Origin of the sequence: Acetobacterium sp. KB-1 (assembly GCF_003260995.1) — a bacterium.
GTDB lineage: Bacteria > Bacillota > Clostridia > Eubacteriales > Eubacteriaceae > Acetobacterium > Acetobacterium carbinolicum.
Genome location: NZ_CP030040.1, coordinates 682,506 through 702,761, shown reverse-complemented (window position 1 = coordinate 702,761; position 20,256 = coordinate 682,506). Strand labels below are relative to the sequence as shown.

At 39.7% G+C, this 20,256-nt stretch carries 18 protein-coding genes; 15 read left to right on the top strand and 3 right to left on the bottom strand.

The features are described from left to right. The first annotated feature begins 125 nt into the window (after positions 1-125). Genes DOZ58_RS03355 through rlmD form a run of 3 tightly spaced genes read left to right on the top strand, consistent with a single transcriptional unit; the run spans position 126 to position 3,845 of the window. Positions 126-2,105: a YgiQ family radical SAM protein gene (locus DOZ58_RS03355; protein WP_111887010.1), complete on the top strand. Its 1,980-nt coding sequence runs from the start codon at positions 126-128 to the stop codon at positions 2,103-2,105. Beyond that, the gene (locus DOZ58_RS03350; RefSeq protein ID WP_111887009.1) at positions 2,077-2,451 is read left to right on the top strand and encodes a metal-dependent transcriptional regulator; all 375 of its coding nucleotides are present in this window, start codon (positions 2,077-2,079) and stop codon (positions 2,449-2,451) included. The genes DOZ58_RS03355 and DOZ58_RS03350 overlap by 29 nt, the downstream gene beginning before the upstream one ends. Before the next feature lie 26 nt (positions 2,452-2,477). Further along, a complete protein-coding gene (rlmD, locus tag DOZ58_RS03345; RefSeq protein WP_111887008.1) occupies positions 2,478-3,845 on the top strand; it encodes a 23S rRNA (uracil(1939)-C(5))-methyltransferase RlmD in 1,368 nt (455 codons plus the stop codon). A gap of 281 nt (positions 3,846-4,126) precedes the next feature. Here the strand turns inward: rlmD and DOZ58_RS03340 are convergent, their stop codons facing one another. Continuing rightward, a complete protein-coding gene (locus DOZ58_RS03340; protein WP_111886795.1) occupies positions 4,127-4,864 on the bottom strand; it encodes an ATP-binding protein in 738 nt (245 codons plus the stop codon). Next, positions 4,857-6,428, bottom strand: a complete 1,572-nt coding sequence (istA, locus tag DOZ58_RS03335; RefSeq protein ID WP_111887007.1) for an IS21 family transposase — start codon at positions 6,426-6,428, stop codon at positions 4,857-4,859. The genes DOZ58_RS03340 and istA overlap by 8 nt, the downstream gene beginning before the upstream one ends. Before the next feature lie 285 nt (positions 6,429-6,713). Between istA and DOZ58_RS03330 the strand changes: the two genes are divergently transcribed. From DOZ58_RS03330 to DOZ58_RS03320, 3 genes are read left to right on the top strand one after another with little or no spacing between them, the layout of a single operon-like run. After that, positions 6,714-6,944 carry a hypothetical protein gene (locus tag DOZ58_RS03330; RefSeq protein ID WP_204355464.1) on the top strand — a complete coding sequence of 77 codons (231 nt, stop codon included), beginning with the start codon at positions 6,714-6,716 and terminating at the stop codon, positions 6,942-6,944. Between the two features lie 54 nt (positions 6,945-6,998). Further along, positions 6,999-10,151, top strand: coding sequence for an ATP-binding protein (locus DOZ58_RS03325; RefSeq protein WP_111887006.1), 3,153 nt, complete (start codon positions 6,999-7,001; stop codon positions 10,149-10,151). Between the two features lie 15 nt (positions 10,152-10,166). Next, complete coding sequence (locus DOZ58_RS03320; protein ID WP_111887005.1) at positions 10,167-10,574, top strand: response regulator; 408 nt, start codon at positions 10,167-10,169, stop codon at positions 10,572-10,574. A 76-nt stretch (positions 10,575-10,650) separates the two neighbouring features. Here the strand turns inward: DOZ58_RS03320 and DOZ58_RS03315 are convergent, their stop codons facing one another. Then, positions 10,651-11,052 carry a bacteriohemerythrin gene (locus tag DOZ58_RS03315; RefSeq protein WP_111887004.1) on the bottom strand — a complete coding sequence of 134 codons (402 nt, stop codon included), beginning with the start codon at positions 11,050-11,052 and terminating at the stop codon, positions 10,651-10,653. A gap of 250 nt (positions 11,053-11,302) precedes the next feature. Here DOZ58_RS03315 and DOZ58_RS03310 point away from each other — a divergent pair, with 250 nt between their 5' ends. From DOZ58_RS03310 to DOZ58_RS03270, 9 genes are all read left to right on the top strand, one after another. Beyond that, positions 11,303-12,130 (top strand): protein-glutamate O-methyltransferase CheR, encoded by an 828-nt coding sequence (locus DOZ58_RS03310; RefSeq protein WP_111887003.1) that lies wholly within the window; start codon positions 11,303-11,305, stop codon positions 12,128-12,130. 50 nt (positions 12,131-12,180) lie between these two features. After that, positions 12,181-13,977, top strand: coding sequence for a leucine-rich repeat domain-containing protein (locus DOZ58_RS03305; RefSeq protein WP_111887002.1), 1,797 nt, complete (start codon positions 12,181-12,183; stop codon positions 13,975-13,977). Positions 13,978-14,187: 210 nt separating this feature from the next. Then, positions 14,188-15,180: a sensor domain-containing diguanylate cyclase gene (locus DOZ58_RS03300; protein ID WP_111887001.1), complete on the top strand. Its 993-nt coding sequence runs from the start codon at positions 14,188-14,190 to the stop codon at positions 15,178-15,180. A 315-nt stretch (positions 15,181-15,495) separates the two neighbouring features. Beyond that, the gene (locus DOZ58_RS03295) at positions 15,496-16,782 is read left to right on the top strand and encodes a helix-turn-helix domain-containing protein (protein ID WP_162624397.1); all 1,287 of its coding nucleotides are present in this window, start codon (positions 15,496-15,498) and stop codon (positions 16,780-16,782) included. Between the two features lie 75 nt (positions 16,783-16,857). After that, positions 16,858-17,397, top strand: coding sequence for a PadR family transcriptional regulator (locus DOZ58_RS03290; RefSeq protein WP_371414203.1), 540 nt, complete (start codon positions 16,858-16,860; stop codon positions 17,395-17,397). Positions 17,398-17,475: 78 nt separating this feature from the next. Further along, a complete protein-coding gene (locus DOZ58_RS03285; RefSeq protein WP_371414189.1) occupies positions 17,476-18,177 on the top strand; it encodes an ABC transporter ATP-binding protein in 702 nt (233 codons plus the stop codon). A gap of 10 nt (positions 18,178-18,187) precedes the next feature. Beyond that, positions 18,188-18,904: an ABC transporter permease gene (locus DOZ58_RS03280; protein ID WP_111886997.1), complete on the top strand. Its 717-nt coding sequence runs from the start codon at positions 18,188-18,190 to the stop codon at positions 18,902-18,904. Between the two features lie 91 nt (positions 18,905-18,995). Continuing rightward, positions 18,996-19,472, top strand: coding sequence for a glutathione peroxidase (locus DOZ58_RS03275; protein ID WP_111886996.1), 477 nt, complete (start codon positions 18,996-18,998; stop codon positions 19,470-19,472). Between the two features lie 77 nt (positions 19,473-19,549). Further along, complete coding sequence (locus DOZ58_RS03270; protein ID WP_111886995.1) at positions 19,550-19,975, top strand: MarR family winged helix-turn-helix transcriptional regulator; 426 nt, start codon at positions 19,550-19,552, stop codon at positions 19,973-19,975. The last annotated feature ends 281 nt before the right edge of the window (positions 19,976-20,256 follow it).

Genomic DNA, 20,256 nt, shown 5'->3' with positions numbered 1-20,256 from the left:
GGTGCTTCAAAATTTGAGTGTGTCAATAATAACAGCAGCATAACGTTTGGGCATTCTGAATTTATTGTAATCATTTCAGAGGTTTATTATTAATTGATGTGAAAAATTATTAAGAAAGGGTATGAATGAAGAAATCAATGAACGATGATCGGCAAAAATCCCGTTTTGATCAAAAAAATAACAAAAATACGGTTTTTTTACCGATGTCAAAAAATGAGATGAACGCCCAGGGCATTGATCAGTGTGATTTTATTCTCGTGACTGGCGATGCCTACGTAGACCATCCCTCTTTTGGAGCGGCTATTATTGGCCGAGTACTCCAATCCAGAGGCTTTGCAGTTGGTGTCATCGCCCAACCCAACTGGCGGGAAAACGCTGATTTTAAAAAGTTGGGCGTTCCTCGACTGGGGTTTTTGGTGACAGCCGGCAACCTGGATTCGATGGTAAATCATTTTACGGTAAACAAAAAACGCCGTCATGAGGATGTTTATGCTCCTGGGGGAAAAGCAGGTCTACGGCCGGATCGAGCGACCATCGTTTATTGTGGAAAAATTAGAGAGCTCTATGGTGACATCCCTCTGATTATTGGTGGTATCGAAGCCAGCTTGCGCCGCTTTGCCCACTATGATTACTGGCAGGAGAAGGTCAGACGACCAATTCTGTTTGATTCCCGGGCGGATCTACTGGTTTATGGGATGGGCGAGCTGGCCATGATTGAAATTGCTCAGGGGTTGGAGGCTGGAATTCCAGTGGATCAGTTAACCCATATTAAAGGAACCGCGGTGATTCAAAAGGAAGCAGATGTAAATGATGGGGTGGTATTACCGGCTACCGAAGCAGTGATGACTGATCCAATGGCTTATGCCAAAGCCACTGCCCTCATTTATCAGAGTAACAATGCTCACGATCCTAAGACCTATTTTCAGCAATCCGGAAATCGCTACCTGTGTCAGAATCCGCCGCAACTGCCCTTAAGTCAAGAAGCCTTTGACGACCTTTATGATCTGCCCTTTACCTATAACTGGCATCCCGCCTATGATGAGCTTGGGGGGATACCAGGCCTGGAAGAAGTAAAGTTTAGCATTACTGCTAACCGGGGCTGCTATGGCAATTGTACTTTTTGCGCCCTGGCCATTCATCAGGGTAAATACGTGCAGATGCGCAGCGGGGAGTCGATCGTCCGCGAAGCCAGCCGGATGACCAAGGACCCGGATTTCAAAGGGTATATCCATGATATTGGAGGACCCACCGCAAATTTTTCCCACCTGGCCTGTAAAAAACAGGAAACCCGAGGTTATTGCAGCAATCGTGAATGCTTAGCTCCAGAACCCTGTAAAAGTATTGATCCCAGCCACAAACTCTATCTGGAAACGCTTCGGGCGGTCCGAAAGTTGCCGGGGATTAAGAAGGTTTTTATCCGGTCGGGCATCCGTTATGATTATATGGCTCTGGATAAGGATAAAACCTTTTTTAAAGAACTGGTGGAGCATCATATCAGCGGACAGCTCCGGGTTGCTCCGGAACATGTGTCTGATGAGGTGTTGCGTCATATGGGTAAACCGGCCTTCAAGGTCTATGAAAAATTTGCCCGAGATTTTAAACAGATTGATCAGCAACTTGGAAAAAATCAATTTATTTTACCCTATTTCATCACTGGGCACCCCGGCTGTACGCTTCAAGAGGCGATCAAACTGGCAGAGTATATCCGGGACATGGGCTTTTTTCCGGAGCAGGTTCAGGATTTTTATCCGACTCCGGGTTCAGTGGCTACTGCAATGTACTATACAGGGATCAATCCCCTGACGCTGGAAGTGGTTTATGTACCTAAGGGACGGGAAAAGAATATGCAACGGGCTTTGGTTCAGTATCAAAAGCGAGATAATTATTTGCTGGTTTATGAGGCACTGACGAAAGCCTACCGTGAGGATTTAATCGGATCGGGGAAAAAGGCGCTGATACCGGAAAAGGTAAAAAGTTCCAACCGTCAGAATTCCCAGGCAAAAAAAGCAAGCTCATCCCAGTCAGTTCAGACAAAACAATCAAAAATAAATCAAAAGGATAAAAGCAGAGGTAAAAATGGAAAAAAAATTAACCGAATCCATTGAGGATTATATCGAAACCATTTATCTGGAGAGTGAAAAACATGGCAAAGGTGTCAGGATTACCGACATCGCATTAGAGTTAAGTGTCAGCAAGGCTAGTGCCAATGACGCAGTGCGTAAGCTCAAGGAGTTGGGTTATGTGGAGCACGAACGTTATGGACAGATCTATCTTACCGAAGCAGGGAAAAATCGGGCGGTGAAGGTTTATGAAAAACACCGCTTAATTACTGAATATCTGGTAAAAGCCTTGGATGTGTCCTTGCCCGTTGCTGAAAAAGATGCCTGTAGCATCGAACATATCATCTCGGAAGAAACCTTCAAAAAAATGAAGGCTTATCTCAAACAGTAAAAAATAAGAAAATTAAGGAAGTAAGAATGAACGAAACAAACAACCAGATTAAAGTTGGCGAGAAGTATACCATGGAAATAATGGACATTACCCATAGCGGCGAAGGGGTGGGACGACTTGACAACATGATTGTTTTTGTTGAAGGCGGCCTCCCCGGAGATGTGTTGGAAGTGGAAATTAAAAATGTAAAAAAAACTTATGCTCAGGGTAAACTTCTGTCCATTAACCAGTCTTCACCCGAACGGGTGACTCCTGCTTGTCCATACTTTGAAGAATGTGGGGGCTGTCAGATCCTGCATATGCGTTATGATGGTCAGCTACGGGCGAAATCTAAGATGGTAAAGGATGCACTCCAGCGTATTGGGGGACTAAAGGAAATTGAAGTTAGCCCCATAGTTGGTATGGAAGATCCGCAGCGATATCGAAATAAAGCCCAGTTTAAACTGGACAATAAAGGTATGGGTTTCTATGCGAAAAAATCCCACAACCTGGTTCATATTCAAGATTGTCTAAACCAGCCTGAATCGGCAGCGGATGCAATTAAAACCATCAATGCTCTGATAAAGGATCTGAATTTAAGTATTTATGATGAACGTACCCATAAGGGTTACGTCCGGGGTGTGCTTCAGCGCACGAACCTCCAGGGCGAGAATATGATCACCCTGATCATCAACGGGAAAGATTTAAGTCAGCGTCAAGCCATTGTAGAAGGCATACTGGCAGGTATTCCTAATGTTAAAAGCATTTATGTGAATATCAACCGCGAGAAAGGCAACGTCATTCTGGGCCGAAAAAGCCTTTGTGTTCATGGTGCTGCCCGCTTAGTTGAACAGATCGGAGATCTCAGTTTTTCGATTTCACCTAACTCATTTTTCCAGGTGAATTCCAAACAAACCGTTAAGCTCTATGATACGATTAAAGCTTTTGCCGATTTGAAAGGTACTGAAACGGTTTTTGATCTTTATTGCGGTACTGGCACCATCGGTCTTTATCTGGCGGCTCAAGCCAAACAAGTGATTGGGATTGAAAGCGTGGGTGATGCTATTCTTGATGCGCGCGAAAACGCTGGTTTAAATCAAATTGAAAACGCCAGCTTCCATCTGGGCAGAGCAGAAGATGAGATGCTCAAGATTATCAAAGAAGAAGGCGTCAAACCGGACCTAATCATTCTAGACCCACCTCGTAAAGGTTGTGAAGAATCACTGCTGACAGCCATCAATGACCTTGGAACTCCCCGGATTATCTATGTTTCCTGTAACCCTTCAACCCTGGCTAGAGATCTTAAATTTATGACTGATGCCGGTTATGCAATTAAGGCGGTTCAGCCAGTGGATTTATTCCCGGGAACGGGACACGTTGAGACGGTCGTATTGATGTCACGAGTAGAAAAATAAATGTCTTAAAAGTCCAGTATTACTGGGCTTTTTCTTTTTTTGTGCTATAATTTTATTATATGAAAACAGGTGAATTATTGCTTCGTGGGAATCGATCCAAAGAGCTGATTTTGGACCGTACAGTACGATTTAGATGTCAGTGCTAGGCGAGAAGTCGATATATGATTATTTCACGCTAAGAGTACCGCCAGTACACGCTAATGATACTGGCAGTACTTGAGATGATACCATTGGTTCACAAAATGATACCGGTAATACCGGCATTCCCTAAAATGGGTTCATTAAAGGTTTAATACAAAATCACGCATATTTATACTGCCTGAGCTGACAATGTGAGCACCATGTATAATGCGATCCATAATAGAATCAGCCAGAACACCACCACCGAGACGAGCATGCCACTCCTCGATCTTATACTGCGTGCAGAAAATGGTAGCACCGTTGTCATAACGGCGTTCGACCAGTTCAAAAAGAAAATGGAGTTCATCATCAGAAAGATCAGTAATTAGCCATTCATCAAGGATCAATAAGGGATAGTTCGTATATTTTTTGAGTTCCCTGCTTTGCCCATTCGGCTGGTTCTTTGCTTCGCCGTATTCCATCAGAAGGTCGGGCAAGCGAATATACCGGGTGCGAATGCCCTGTTTACAGGCTTCTTTTCCAATGGAACAAGCCAGATACGACTTTCCCGAGCCAGTGAACCCGCAAATGATGATATTCTGATTGTTGCTGATAAAAGTACCGGTAGCAATTTCCAGAATCAGATCTTTATCAAGATGTCGTTCAGCAAAGAAAACATCCTGAATGGCGGCATTCGGAATTCTGAATCGAGCCCGTTTTATAAGGCTTGCAACACGCTTGTTGTGCTTTTCCTGATAAACATAATCAACAATCATTTTCATGCGTTCGTCAAAAGAGAGGGTGGCATAAATCGTATCTTTGGCCTGTCTGTCAATCACCTGAATCATTTCCTCAAGCTGAATTTCGCGGAGTTTGCGTCGGGTTTCGTCATTAATCATTGTCGTAACCGCCGTAGTAAGATGCCCCACGGATAAAACCGGTGGTACTCGCTGTTTCAGCTTGATGAGCGGCATCCCGGTCTTTGGCATAAAGGATATCTTCGCCAGCGGCTAATATCGGTTCGAGATGTTTGTATCTCGGCGAACGAAGCGTTTTGAGGGCCATTTCGCAGGCATTTTCAAGCCGTACCGCCGAATATTTTTTAGCCAGTTTCAGTACCGACTTTGACGGATTAAAAGCTCTTTCCGGGAGCCGGGTATTTTCGAAAATCAGCTGAATCACCGCCAAAGTTGAAGCACCGATGCTCTGTGCTTCTTTCATAAAACGTTCCTGATTCCATTCCGCCTGTTTAAAACTTTCAGGCAAATCTTCATCATGAGTCGACCAACCATCAATGGTATAGTATGGGAAACGATGATGACTGGCAATCCGCTCATTGTGGCAATAAATCTCAATAAATGAATCACCGACACGTAAATCGGCTTTTTTACCCGCAAACTGATAAGGACAGGAATAATGATTCTTTTCAAAAACGATATGACAATCCGAATAGATTTTATTGTTGTAAAACCAGGTAACTGGCTCATAGGGATGCACCGGTAATGGTCTCAAACAGGTGCGCTCAATGGTGTCGTGGATTTCAGTACGACTGCCTTGCCGTTTCTGGAAAGGCCGGTCATTAAACACTTTGAGAGCCGCCAGGACATCGACTCTCAAGTCGGCAAGGGTGTAGTAGACATTATTTCGAAGTTTGGCAATCACCGCCGTGGCGAGTTTACCAACGCTGCCTTCAACCGAAGCCTTTGCTTTTGGTTTTCGCACCGGGGCGGGCATAATAGCCGTGCAATAGTGATCACCCAAAGCTTCATAAGCTTCAGTGAGAATGATGTCACCTTCCCTGGGATGCGTAACAACACCCGTCTTGAGATTATCACAAACCGTGCGAACCGTTGAACCACCAAAGTATTCATACATGTGCACATGACAATTGAGCCAGGTATTTTGTTTCATATCTAAACATGGTTCAACATAGGTATACTGGCTGTAAGGCAAGGTGCCAACAAAGAGATAAACTTTTATCTCATCACCGGTCACCTGGTCAATCAGCTTTTGGGTTTTGCCACTCCAGTCAACTTCGGCGATCACACCCGGCTTATGGGTCAGATGATTGGTTAGCTTTTTACGCGCCACTTCATCGCGATAACCATTACAGAATTTCGTATAACCAACGTTGAGATGTGACGTGGCAGTGCATTGATCCCGATACTCTTGCCAGAGAATTTTGAGGGTGACGCCCACTTTGGTCAACTCATTATGAACATAGTCATAATCCGGCAGCGCATAAACGGTTTCTTCAGCATGTTTATGCGGAAAGAACAGATGATAGACTTCGTCTGAAGACCGGTCTTTGATCTCATCATAAGAAAGATGCTGTTCTTCAGCAATACGGAAAACTTCATTAACAGAAGTTTTTGACATGTGTCGGCTGCGTGCGATTGATGATTGCGAAAGCCCATTAGCACGCAATTCCATAATGAGCTTCACGGCAATTTTTCTGGACATATTTATGTCCTCCTTTATAATGTATTAAGGAATATTGGATATTTATTCCCTGATATACATTATAAGGCAGCAGTATCATTCCATGAATAGCCAGTATTGATTTGTGAATCGTCCACGGTATCAATGTGTGTGCTACCGGTATCCAATTGAATATCGTTGGTATCATTACCGTGAAATATTCAATATAGATGTTTTTGGCTTTTGGGACTTGTGGAATGGTCGATTTAGATGTTTTTTTGATCTACTTCGGCAACTTCTCAGGAAACGGCCGCCGCCAGCGAAGAATTGGCAAGTCAGACGGAAATGCTAAAAGAGCAAGTTGCCCGGTTTAAACTAAAACGGGGGGGCTTCATGGGAACCGAAGCTTATGAAAACTTGAGTCCGGAAATGATGCGGATGTTTGAAAACATGAAAGAGCAGAACCGTCAGGCAGTCAATAAACGATCTGGTCAGTCTAGCCAAGCGCCACCTGCGAAAAGCATCATATTGAGTGATGACGAGTATGGAAAATATTAACACCTCTAACAAACGTAAGTAAGGGCCTAAACTATATTAACCTGGAGAAATCGAATGGATGAAATGAGACAGCAAATTATAAATAAAGATAAAGCTTGGCTGGTATCAACCCTGAACAGCGCCGGGGATGCTATCATCACTTGTAATATGGATGACCGCATGGATTTTGCCAATGCCGAAGCATTGAATATACTTGGCTTGAGTCTAGCAGAAATTTTGGATAAGCCTTTTTTGGAGGTTTTTAAACTATTTCGGGATGGGCAGGATATGCCGATCCAGTTCTGGACAAATGCCAAAAAGGGAGAAATGGCGGATAGTGTTGGTTTACCAGGACGATCCTATTATTTAAAATCGGATGGTACAAAGTGCTATCTGTCGGCCCGATTGTCCCCGCTTCTTTCGGATAGTGGGGATTATATAGGAAGGGTAGTCGTATTTCGGGATATCTCCAGAATTATCGAGGCCGAAATAACCATTAAAAACGAGCGCAATAATTTGAAAACGATGTTTGATCTGTTGCCAACCAGTATGCTGGTTGTCGATGAGAAGCTGTTAATAACCCGGGCTAATCGGGCCTTTTTTAAAACCTTTAATCTTGACATGAAAAATGTTATTGGCAGGCAATTCGGCGATGCGTTGGGATGCGTTTTCAGTTTTAATGGGGGGTGTGGTTATTCCAAGAATTGTGAATTTTGCCATTTTAGAAAAATAGTGACCCGCGTTTTGGAAGAAAAGAAAATAATCAGAGACAGATCCATTAAAGTGAATTTTATAAACCATGGGATCAAAGATACCCGGTATTTAAATTTGAGTGTGATGCCAATTATTTCAGCCAATTATTCCGAGTATATCATCACTCTGGAAGATATGACTGAACAGTATTATTATGAGAAAGGTTTAAAAGAAGCGCGGGAAGCCAGCCTCTCTATTTTAGATAGTTTGCCGGTCATGATTTACCGTATTGATCGTGATCAACGCTGTGATTTTATTAATCAAACGTTTAAAGCTTTCATGAATATATCCCGAGACTTTTTTTTGAAGAACCTGAAAAGTCATATGAAAACTGACGATCATCAACGCTTTATCAATACGTTAAAACGTTCCCTAAAAGAAAAATGCAACTTTAATATTGAACTAGAACTATTAGCACCAAACAATACCTATCGTATCTTTCGAGGCATGGGGCGACCTTTTTACGATAAAAATCAAGAATATGCAGGGATGATTGGGTTATTTTTAGACATTCACGATGAACGCTTTGCAGAAGAGCTTTTTACTAAGAGTCAGAAAAAATATTTTTCGCTGTTTAAATACATGGACAGTAGCATCTCATACTTTAAAGCCCTTTACGACAATGACCGAAACCTAATTGATGCGGAACTGGTGGAGATGAATCTGGCAACTGAAGAATTGTTTGGTGTCAATCGGGATGAGGTAATCGGCCACAAATTGTCAGAAATGGGATTTCTTGAAACCAAAGAAAGCTTGGGACTTTTTAAAAGATTCCGAGAGGTTCTCACCCATGGCGAAAATATACCACTTGAAGAGTATTATATGATTCGCCTTGAAAAATGGGTGGAAGGCTCAATATACAGTCCAGAATCTGGTTATGTGGCGGTTCTTGCTTCAGATGTTGATCAAAAGAAAAAAACCGAAATAAAACTTAAGCAAGCAATTGAACGATCGGAAGAAGCTAATCGGGCCAAGAGTGAGTTTTTAGCAAATATGAGCCATGAAATTCGGACGCCACTTAATGGCATTGTCGGGATGATTGATCTCACTGCTTTAGAACCCCTTTCTGAGGAACAAAAGGATAATCTGAGAACTGCCAAAGGATGTGTGGCGTCGCTGATTGCGATTATCAATGATATATTAGATTTTGCAAAAATTGAAGCTGGAAAATTGATGCTTAATCCAATGAGTTTTAATTTGATGTCTTTTGTTGAATCGACAGTCAAAACGCACAAAAAACATGCCCTTGAAAAATATCTGGATTTGACCGTCAATTATGAGAACATTATCTCAAATTTTGTTATCAGTGACAGCATGCGGCTCAAACAAATTCTAAATAATTTGATCAGCAATGCCATAAAATTCACTAATCAAGGATCAGTTACAATCACAGTCAGCCAAGAACCGTTGCCGGGTAAAACGGATCAAATTGTCCAGAAAATCACGATAGCTGATACCGGGATAGGAATCGATGAAAAAGACTATCCGATGCTGTTTCAGAGCTTTACTCAGATTGATGGCTCCTATACCCGGGAATATGGCGGAACAGGATTAGGTCTGGTGATTACAAAGCAACTCCTGGAAATGATGGGGGGAGAGGTAAGGTTCATCAGTCAGCTCGGAGTAGGGAGCACCTTTTCCGTTATTCTACCGATGATCATCACCAAAAAATCCGGTGAAACAGACGTCGAAACGGATGGGGAGGATAGTTTCGCGGGAAGTCGGATTTTGCTCGTTGAAGATGATCAGGTCAATCAAATCGTGATTGCAAAAATGCTTGAAAGTTTCGGTGCTGTGGTTGATGTGGCGGGAAACGGTGTTGAGGGTGTAAAAGCGGCTTCGAAAAATAATTATGATATTATTTTTATGGATGGGCAGATGCCTGTAATGGATGGAATTAAAGCGACCAAGTTGATTCGAGGGACGGAAACAACAACAGAGCCCTATTTTAAGTCTAATGAACTGGAAGAGTCTCTTAATCGAGAAACGCCAATAGTTGCTTTAACTGCCTTTGCGCTAAAAGGAGATGAAGCTATTTTTAAAGCAAGTGGAATGGATGACTATTTGTCTAAACCATTGGATCGACACCAAATGCAGCAGCTCTTAAAAAAATACCTTGGCCATTTGAAAGTAACCGCTCCAAAGCGATCTGTGGTAAATTTAGGTAGCTATTACGAGAAAGAGTGGGATATCAGCAAATCTAATTCGACAGAGCATTTAACTCCGGGCGAAAAAGAAAAGTGGGAAGTGACTCAAAAGATTGAAAGTCTTGAGCAGCTGTTGGCGCAGGAAAACCTGATCCTGATGGAAGTCATTGCCCATCAATTAAAAGGAATATTTGAAGAAATGAATATCGAGGTATTAAAAAACCTTGTTTTTAAAATAGAGTTGGAAATCAGAAAGGAGCGATTAGAAAAGGTGTCGGGATATTTAGAGCAGATCAGAGAAATCTGGCGGATGCATGTGCTAACGTAAGGGGGAGTGTATGAGATGAAGCGAATTTTAATTGTAGAAGATGATTTGATCAGCCGAAAATTTTTATCTAAATTCATGAACCGATACGGAGATTGCGATTTGGTAGTGGATGGCCTTGAAGCTATCGATGCCTATCTTTTAGCGACGAAAGAAGGCGTACCTTATGATCTGATCTGCCTTGATGTGATGATGCCTAAAATTGATGGGATTCAGGTGCTAAAAACCATCCGCGATTTGGAAAAACAAAATGGTGTTAACGATAATGAAAAGTGTAAAATAGTCATGACTACCGTATTGGGGGAAATCCTGACGGTCCAGTCAGCTTTTGATTTTGGCTGCAATGCCTATGCATCAAAACCCCTAGATATTGCAAAATTGACTGAAGTGCTAGGAAAAATCGGATTCATAGAAGAGCGGCTTTAAATCAGGAGGAGAGTATCTTTTTATCAACCTGATCAAGAAAAAAACCGTAATCTCAGAAGAGACTGCGGTTTGATTTTTATAAGGTTTTAGCATAAGCACCAATTTTTTTATCAACGTTTGAAATATGTTTAGTTAGCCAATTTACAATCATCTGGTTAGCACTGATTATCAAGGTAACGTTTCCTCCGGATTCGTTGAAATCCTTTTTGAGTTTAGCTAATTCTTCGATAAATCCATGATGTAATTTTTTTTGTTCATCGATGCCCGGATAGTTTATTTTGGTCATATAGGCTTCTTCATCTTTAAAATGTTGTTTGGTATAATCATCAAGAAAATCAAACATCTGAGCAATAACTTCCTTGGATTTTCCGGTTTTTCCGGCTTCAAAAAGTTGATCCGCTTTTTCAAACCAAATTTTATGTTGTGCATCAATGTTTTCTACACCAACTGATAATGCTGGTGTCCATACAATAGCCATAATTGTTCTCCATTCTAAATAAGATTTATTCCATTATAGACTTTTTCTTCTTGACTGACAAGAAAATTTTTAAATTAGCGAATTTGCTGGTGTAAATCGACTCTTAATTCCGACAAAGCGTGGGTATCTCCTATGAAATTCAGTATTTACTTTAGCCGCTGGCTGGGGTAAACTAGTTTAAGGTTTCGCCTGTTAGTCTGTCAGAAAGGCAAGGGGAGAAACAATGAAAACAGGATAGAGGATGTGAAAAATGATTCAAATCACCGAAAAAGAATTTGCCATGTTAACGGAATATATTCATTGTGAATATGGCATCGAGCTAAAGAAAGAAAAACAACTCCTACTTATGGGTCGGCTTCACAAGCTACTTGTCGAGTTGGGGTTTGATAGCTTTACAGACTATTATCATTATTTGATTTCTGATAAAACGGGTGAAGCCAGTTCAGTGTTAATCGATAAGGTTTCAACAAACCATACTTTTTTTATGAGAGAACCAGAGCACTTTGAGTATTTTAAAAATACGGTGCTGCCCAATTTGAAGATAAAAAAAGAAGAACAGAACAACCGCGATATTCGGCTTTGGTGTGCAGCCAGTTCCACGGGCGAAGAGCCCTATACTTTGGCAATGCTTATGGCTGACTATTTTGGATCAAGTGCCCATCACTGGGACAAAAAGCTACTGGCAACGGACATTTCAAATAAGGTATTGGATGTAGCTAAAAAAGGGATCTATGATAAAGAGCGTCTTCAGGTGTTGCCACCTAACTGGAAATTAAGGTATTTCAAGAACTATGATAGCAGTCAAATGGTGGTGGTGGATGAAATCAAAAAAGAAGTCATTTTTCGACGGTTTAACCTGATGACCCCCAACTTTGTTTTTAAGAAGAAATTTGATGTTATATTTTGTAGAAATGTCATGATATATTTTGATCAGACGACAAAGGATCGACTGGTTGAGAAAATGTACAATTATACAGAACCAGGGGGGTATTTATTCATCGGTCACGCAGAATCACTTAATCTTAAACAGACGAATTATAAATTTATTATGCCTGCTGTGTATCAAAAACCGTATTAAGTTTTAGCGGCATAAAAACATGATAATTAACCAGAAGGAGAAATGGCTTAATGGAAGATCTAATAAAAACGGAAACTGGAAATCAGATAAAAAAAAGATATCGTTTAAAAAATCATCTTTTGCCTCAATCGGAAAGGATGGATTGGCCGTCTTATCTGACGATTGACCGGAGTGTCAAGCCAAAAAAGAAAACGGTTTTGGAACTCACGCATGAAGCACTGCTTAAAGTTTATGGTGCATCAGGAGTGTTGGTTGATAAGATCGGGAATATTCGCTATGTTTATGGACATACCGGGCTTTTTCTGGAACCTGCGCAAGGTTATTCCGGTGCAACCAATATTCTGAAAATGGCCCGGCAAAAATTGCGTCGTGATTTAAATAAAACCTTGCATCTGGCAATAACCCGGCAGACGACATCAAGTTCTGCTATTATCCAGATTAAACGAAATGGTGAAACCATGAGTGTCTTAATCCGAGTAATACCGCTTCTAAAAAAGGCGTTAAAGGGACAAGACGATGATTTTTATCTGGTTATTTTTGAAAAAAAAGCGGACCTGAAGGTGGAAACAGAACGGAGTGGTTTTATGCTAGAGAGTGCGAATTCGCAATCTGAACAGCGTCTCTTGACTTTGATCACCGACGAAATCGAAGTGACTAGAACAAAGTTGTCAGATCTAAAGTCAGAGTTTGAAAATACTCAGTTGGAACTGGAAGTTTCCAGAAATAAGTTACATTCAGTTAAGTTAAATATTGATATGGCTGAAACGGAATTACAAACACTACGAAATAAAATAAGTGGCTCTAAGGAGGAACGCCAACTTCTTAGTGATGGACAGCAAAGTTCTATTACTGATAAAGAAGTAGTTGTGTCAGTGCAGCAAACCCAAATCGAGGAGCAACGCCCATTTGGTGAAGAACTGGCCACAATTAAAAATGAATTGTCAATGGCAACTGAGGCATTGGAACAGAAAAAAAACGCATTTGAAAAAATGAATCAAACATTTAAAGCAACGTCGGGTGAACTTTCTTTTATGGAGCGGCAAGAAAAGACTGAATCAGAGAATGGCCCGGATTTGGAGCCAACAACACAGGTCGCAGATATGGCAGAAAATGTCGTCGAACCCGTTTTTCCAAAGACAACAGGTCTAAATTTTGGAAGTGAGTCCGAGCTACTTGATAATAATATTGAAAAAAGTGAATTGCGTTTTAAAGATGCAGCAGAATTTCAGGCGGCTGCAAACCACGGATACCGGCATGACAATGGGATAAAGTCTGTGTACATCCCTGAGGGGGTTGACACAATTAAGCGAAGTATGTTTTATAAATGCACCCAACTGGAGAAGGTCAGCTTTCCTAACTCCCTAAAATTCATTGAAGGATTTGCGTTTTACGGTTGCGAAAAACTTGAAAATATAAATCTCGATACGTGTAAGGTGTTGGAAGTGATTGGAACTTCCACGTTTGAAGGATGCGTATCAATGGCGGAGTTGGGGCTTCCAGACTCACTAATTGAAATTGAAGAAGCCGCGTTTCTTGGTTGCCGAACAATGGAAACGATCGCGTTTCAAGAAAATTGTCAGTTGGAAATATTAGGAAGTCATGTTTTTAAGGATTGTGAAAAATTAAAGCAAATCAGCCTTCCAGATCAAATCAAACACATTGGCATTAGCTGTTTTTATGGCTGTCGAAGTCTAACAAAAGTTCGCCTGCCTAAAGAACTGGAGACGTTGGGAGAGTATGCTTTCTTTGGGTGCGAGGCACTAACTGAGATTGAACAAACAAACAAACAATTACTCAAGCAACCTGGTTTTTCAGTCGGATTACCTGAAGGTATCAAGATCTTATAAACTGAGCGTCGCGAATTTTTGCATATTTCTAAGATCGAGATACCTCAAATCCGCCAGACAGAATTTTTACTGGTAAAAGATTAATAAAATATAACAGAAAAAAGTAGAATCTGATACATGGAAATGTTACAATTATAAAGTGTACCCTGCTTAGTCGGGATACAAATTGATTGAATCTAAGATTAAAATAATTTTGGAGGTTGAGGCTTAGTGAGTAAAAATATGAGCGTAGTTAATATTGATACAATGAATGAAGATAATCGAAAAAAGCTTGAAGAACAATCATTTGAAGAGGCTGTGCTAGCTTTGACTGAAAAGTTGGAGCTGGCAAATAGTCTGCTGAAGACCATTCTCGAAACCACTCATGATTTTCTGGTGTTTGGACTGGATCGGGAATACCGATACTTGAGTTTCAATAATCGACATAAAGCAATGGCGAAGGAACAATGGGGGGCTGACATCACCATTGGCACAAGAATTTTAGACATCATCGATAACTCTGAAGAACGTGAGAATTTAAAGGCTTTTTTTGATCGGGTTCTGGCAGGTGAACAATTTTCATCTCTTGAAGAATACGTGGGTGAAAATGAAAGTGTAGTTATGGGGAAAAATCATTGGGCTCCAATCAAAAAGAGCAATGGTGAGATTATCGGTATTGTTTGTTTTATTCAGGATGTGACAGAAAACAAGAATTTCATAAAAGATATGCTAAATGAAAAAAATAGTCTGGATCAGGATATGGAATCACTTTCTTTTTATGACCAACTAACTGGCGTATACAATCGTAGATTCTATGAAAAAGAACTTGAGCGAATGGATAATAATCAGTATTACCCACTATCAATCATTTTTATGAACATTAATGGGATGTCCAAAGTCAATAATGAGTATGGTCACGCAGTAGGCGATATTCTAATGAGAAAAGCGGTTCAGGTGCTTAAATACGGTGTTCGGGGAGATGATGTTGTTGCCCGTTACGAAGGTGATGAATTTGTTGTATTGATGCCACGAACTGAAGGTGCTAAGGTTGAACGAGCGTTAGAACGATTTAAAAAGAATATGGATGAGGTTAAAGTTCAATCCATAAAATTATCGGTTTCCTTTGGATTTTATACTAAGTATGATGAGATCGACAATATTGAAGATGTAATAAAAACCGCACAAAGACAACTGGAAAGACAAAAATCGATAGATTATATTTAACTAAGTTGATGTTCTGTCAAGATAAAATGAATAAAGCAATATGCTGTTAATAAGATTAAATCACAACTGCGCGCGCCGCCCCCTTGGCTGATGCGCGCTTTTTTTGCAAAAAAAAGATACAGTCATTGAAGTAATGAAATAAACATGATTATTGATTGCTGATATTGATTATTTTAAATCGCTAGGTTAAAATAGTAGCAACTCATTAAAAATGGTACAAGGACAAGATTTGCTATAAGAATAACAATAAATGATTTAGTCCTTTGATACTTTGATAGATCGCGAAAAAACTCTGAAATGTTAGAGAGGGATAATATGAGCCAGGAAATCGGTACTTTGTTACGAGATCTGATTAAAGAAAAGAATGTGACTAATTTTTCACTTGCTAAAGAGATTGGTGTAGATCGCTCAACATTTCAGCATTTTTTATCCGGAAGGCGAAAACTAAATTTAGAAGACCTTCGAAAGATAATGATCGCTCTAAACTTAAACAAGGATAAAAAAAAGCAGTTATACGCACTCTATGAGAAAGAATATGATGATCATGAAAATATGATAAACAGTCATGATATTTTTTCTCTATACAGTGAAATCAATAATCAGATTATTCAGGAAAAAAGCTGGATAGAATCGGAGGAGTTTCTGGTAAAGAACCAACTAACTTCTGAAAAAGCTCGGATTATCAAGGGACAGCTAAAAATTGAAGGAATCATCCGCAGCTGTTTTATGGAAGAAATGGAAAGACGAACAGATGGCAATGTGATTATGTCGATAAATTTTAAACATTATTTTCTCTATGAATTGATCATACGCGCAAGTAGGCAAAATAAAGGCGGACAAGTACAAAATATCATTCCTTTAGTTAATAAAAAGAATCTTGGTAATAATCTTGATATTTTAAAAAGGGTTCTTATATTAAAAAGCCTTGAAAACATTGATTATGAGCCTTATTATTTTTATTCCGGAACTAAAATTTATGATGATATCAGCATTATTGTTCCTAATTATTTTATCACGTCTAAACAGGTGATTACCATTGATCGGGATTTCGAAAGTGCCATCATTTATGAAGACCTGGAAATAATTGATTATTACCGAAGAAAAGCTCGATTCATTCTCAGTAAATGTACATCGTTTGCTAAAAAAGAATTGTTGGAGTGGACAGATTGCCTGTTGCCTTCCTTTGAGAAAATTAAAAAAAATAATACTACAGAGAAATACATCGCTTTTGATCAGCTAGAACATCTCCTTGACAAAACGCTCAAGCAAGGTAATAAAGATGACAGCGTTAATCAATTCAAATTTCAGGAAAAAGGCGGTGCCAACTTTTCTGATTATTTTGTGCTGAGAAATGGCCTGATTTCTGGTGCTGGAAATCTAAGCATCCGTTATCTGGTCAATGATGAACAGGTCGAATTTATTCTGATTAATGAGAGGAACAAGAGTATTCTGAAACTCATCATCAATGAAATAGGAATAGTGACTATTTTTAGAGAGTTTTTTAATTACCTTCCACGCAGCGTCCATGTCTGTTCTAAAGCGGAAATTAAAAACAGTCTGCACAATATCCGTAGTGTTACTAATAATTTAGAGAATAATTAATCAGGACTTGACAAGACAATACAATCAATGTAAAATACTCAACATAGAGTATAGGAGGTGTACGAATTGACACGCGTGCTTGTTTTGGGACTACTTGATGTACAACCGATGTCTGGCTATGATATTCAGCAGATGCTGCGAATATCTGATGCAGAACGTTGGGGTGGTGTGCTTATTGGCTCCATTTATCACGCTTTAAAGAAAATGGAAAAGGAAGGGCTGGTCGCTGTTGAAAGCATTGAACAAACTGGACATCGGCAAAAGGCGATTTACAAAATAACCGTAACGGGAAGAGAACATTTAGCCCAATTGGTGGAAAACACTTTGGAGAACTCATCCGTTAGTTATCCATCAACCATCTACTCCGGTTTGTCGTTCATTGAAAAAATACCCCGCGAAAAAGCTTTGGCAGCACTTAATAATCAATTAGTCGCGTTGAAAAAAGAATATGATGCACTTGAGAGTGGGTACCGTCTCAAAAATATCGCCATGCATCAGAATATACCCCCAATGACGAAACTGATCTTTGACAATATGTATGCGATTGTCAACCAACAAAGATCTTTTGTTGAAAATGCCATAAAATTACTGGAAGCCCAGGAAATAAACAAGTAAAAATTTCTCCCTCATGTAGAGGGAGAAAAAAATAGCCGCATACTCAATAGAGAGTATACAAAGTTAAGTAAGGAGAGAATGATGAATTTGATTGAAGGAAAAAAATTGTTTAAAAGTTTTAAAAGCAAAAAGGTTATTCAGGGAATTGATTTCGAAATCAAGCAAGGTGAAATTTTAGCTCTGGTTGGCCCCAATGGGGTGGGGAAATCAACTACAATCGCCATGTTGCTGGGTATATTACCACCTGATGCAGGTTCAATATCTTATTGGCGAGATGATTATAAAGCGTATATTGGCACCCAACTTCAAAGCACCCCTTTTTTTGAGGGATACTCTGCAGAGGAAAACCTCAGACTATTCGGAGCTTTGTATCACACTAATCTGAGTGATGAGGAAATGAAAAATAAACTGGTTGACTGTCATTTAGAGGATACTGGAAAAACCCCGGCAGTTAAGCTCTCCATCGGTCAACAGAAAAGGCTGGCCATCGGTGTTACTACAGTTCATCACCCTGAATTGATCGTTTTGGATGAACCGACTGCCGGGTTGGATCCCCGCTCACGGTACGAAATAAAGGAAATGATTCATGGCTTGGCAAAGAATAACCAATCTGTGCTTTTTTCTTCTCATGATATGGAGGAAGTGGAAAAATTAGCGGATCGTCTGATTTTTATGAACCATGGAAAAATAATGGATCAGGGAAAGCCAGAAGAGTTGATCAAAAAACACCAGGTTAATAATTTGGAAATGCTTTATTTAAAACTTACTGAAAAGAATTAAGGAGAAAAAAATGAATACAATCTTCAACCTTTCGCTCAAATCTGCAGCACGTGAACCGTTTTTACTGTTTTGGTCTATTCTTTTGCCAATTGGTGGAATGCTTATATTAGGTTCACTCGTCGGTAACATCGACTATTCTATTAGAATCACAACCGGTATGATGGCGATGGGTATTTTATTTTACTCTTTTACTACTACGGTGTTTTCACTGCTTAGCCAAAGAAGACGAGGTGTTTATCAATTATTGAAAGTAACACCTATGCCCTTATCCCGTTATGTCATCAGTGTTTCAGGAGCCTGGACGCTGGTTTTAATGATCTGCGCGATGCTGGTTTTGTTTGTTGGTACCGCCTTCTTTCATCTTGACCTAAGAATTCTCAATGTGATAAAGATGGGGATAATCTGCATGTTAGGTGCAATTGGGTATATTTTTCTAAGTTTCTTTGTCTCCGGGCTATGTAAAACTGATGCGCAAACTAGTATTGTCTCTAATCTAATTACGATGCCCTTGTTGCTAGGTAGTGACGCTTTCTATTCGTTGGATGCTACGCCAGCTTGGGTCAAAACGATCGTTTTAGTGAATCCCTATCAGTGGTTACTTAATGGACTTCGCAGTGGGCTTCTTGGAAACAATCGAGATTGGCTTATTAGTGTGATGGTATTAAGCGCTTTTCTTGGTATTTCCTTATTTTTGGCAGTGAAATCACTTAAAGTAGTAGAAAATTAATAATATTTAAGAAACTTCGAAAACTCTTGACGGTTTTAAATTGCGCGGTATAATAATAGCGTACAATTAAATAACGCAAAGGAGAAATGATATGATATATGATTTTACAGTAAAAGACACCACTGGTGTGGATGTATCAATGAAAGATTATAAAGGTAAAGTTTTGTTGATCGTGAATACAGCCACGGGATGCGGTCTTACTCCGCAATATGAGGGCCTCCAGGATCTTTATGATAAATATAAGGAACAAGGTTTTGAAATTCTTGATTTTCCTTGTAATCAATTTGCAAACCAGGCTCCAGGTACCGATGGTGAAATAAAAAGTTTTTGCGAAACACGTTTTGGCGTAACATTTAAAATTTTTCACAAAATAGACGTTAATGGAGAAAACGCTGATCCACTTTTTACCTACCTAAAGAAGGAAAAAGGTGGGATGCTGGGTTCAAATATTAAATGGAATTTCACTAAGTTTTTAATTAATAAAAAGGGAGATGTGGTTAAACGATTTGCCCCAACTGACACTCCTGAAAAAATTGAAAATGACATTAAGAAATTGCTAGGAGAATAGTCTTTCACTAGAAAAATTGCCTGCAATGAAATTGTGAGGTATAATGAACTAACTAACTTTTCAAAGGAGTGATTGACTTGGATAATGAACAACTTAAACTGGAAAACCAATTGTGCTTTCCACTATACGCCACCGCTAAAGAGGTGGTGAAACGCTATAAACCCTATTTAGAAGAAATAGGCTTGACCTATACCCAATACATTGCCATGATGGTCTTGTGGGAACACAAAACGATCAATGTTAAAACCTTGGGAGAATATTTATATCTTGATTCAGGGACATTAACACCGTTACTTAAACGATTGGAATCAGCTGGTTTGATTGAGCGAAATCGAGATTCGAATGATGAGCGCAATGTTATCATTAAGCTGACTCCGGAAGGAGCAAAACTAAAAGAGTCGGCCAGTGAGATTCCGGAGAAAATCAAGCAATGTCTGCCAATCACAGAAGAAGAAGCAATGACTTTGTATCGATTACTATACAAAATACTCAAAAATAAGTAATATTTATAATGTGTATATAAAAATGTCCAGTTGTTAAGACTGGATATTTTTGTGCTTTTATTTTATGATTATCGAGATAATTAGAAAATAACTAAACTATTCTCTTGATTAAGGTATTAGAATGTGTTAATGTGTAACCAATTAGCAACTAAAAGCGGATAGTGAATATTTCACGGTAATGATACCAACGATATTCAATTGGATACCGGTAGCACACACATTGATACCGTGGACGATTCACAAATCAATACTGGCTATTCATGGAATGATACTGCTGCCTT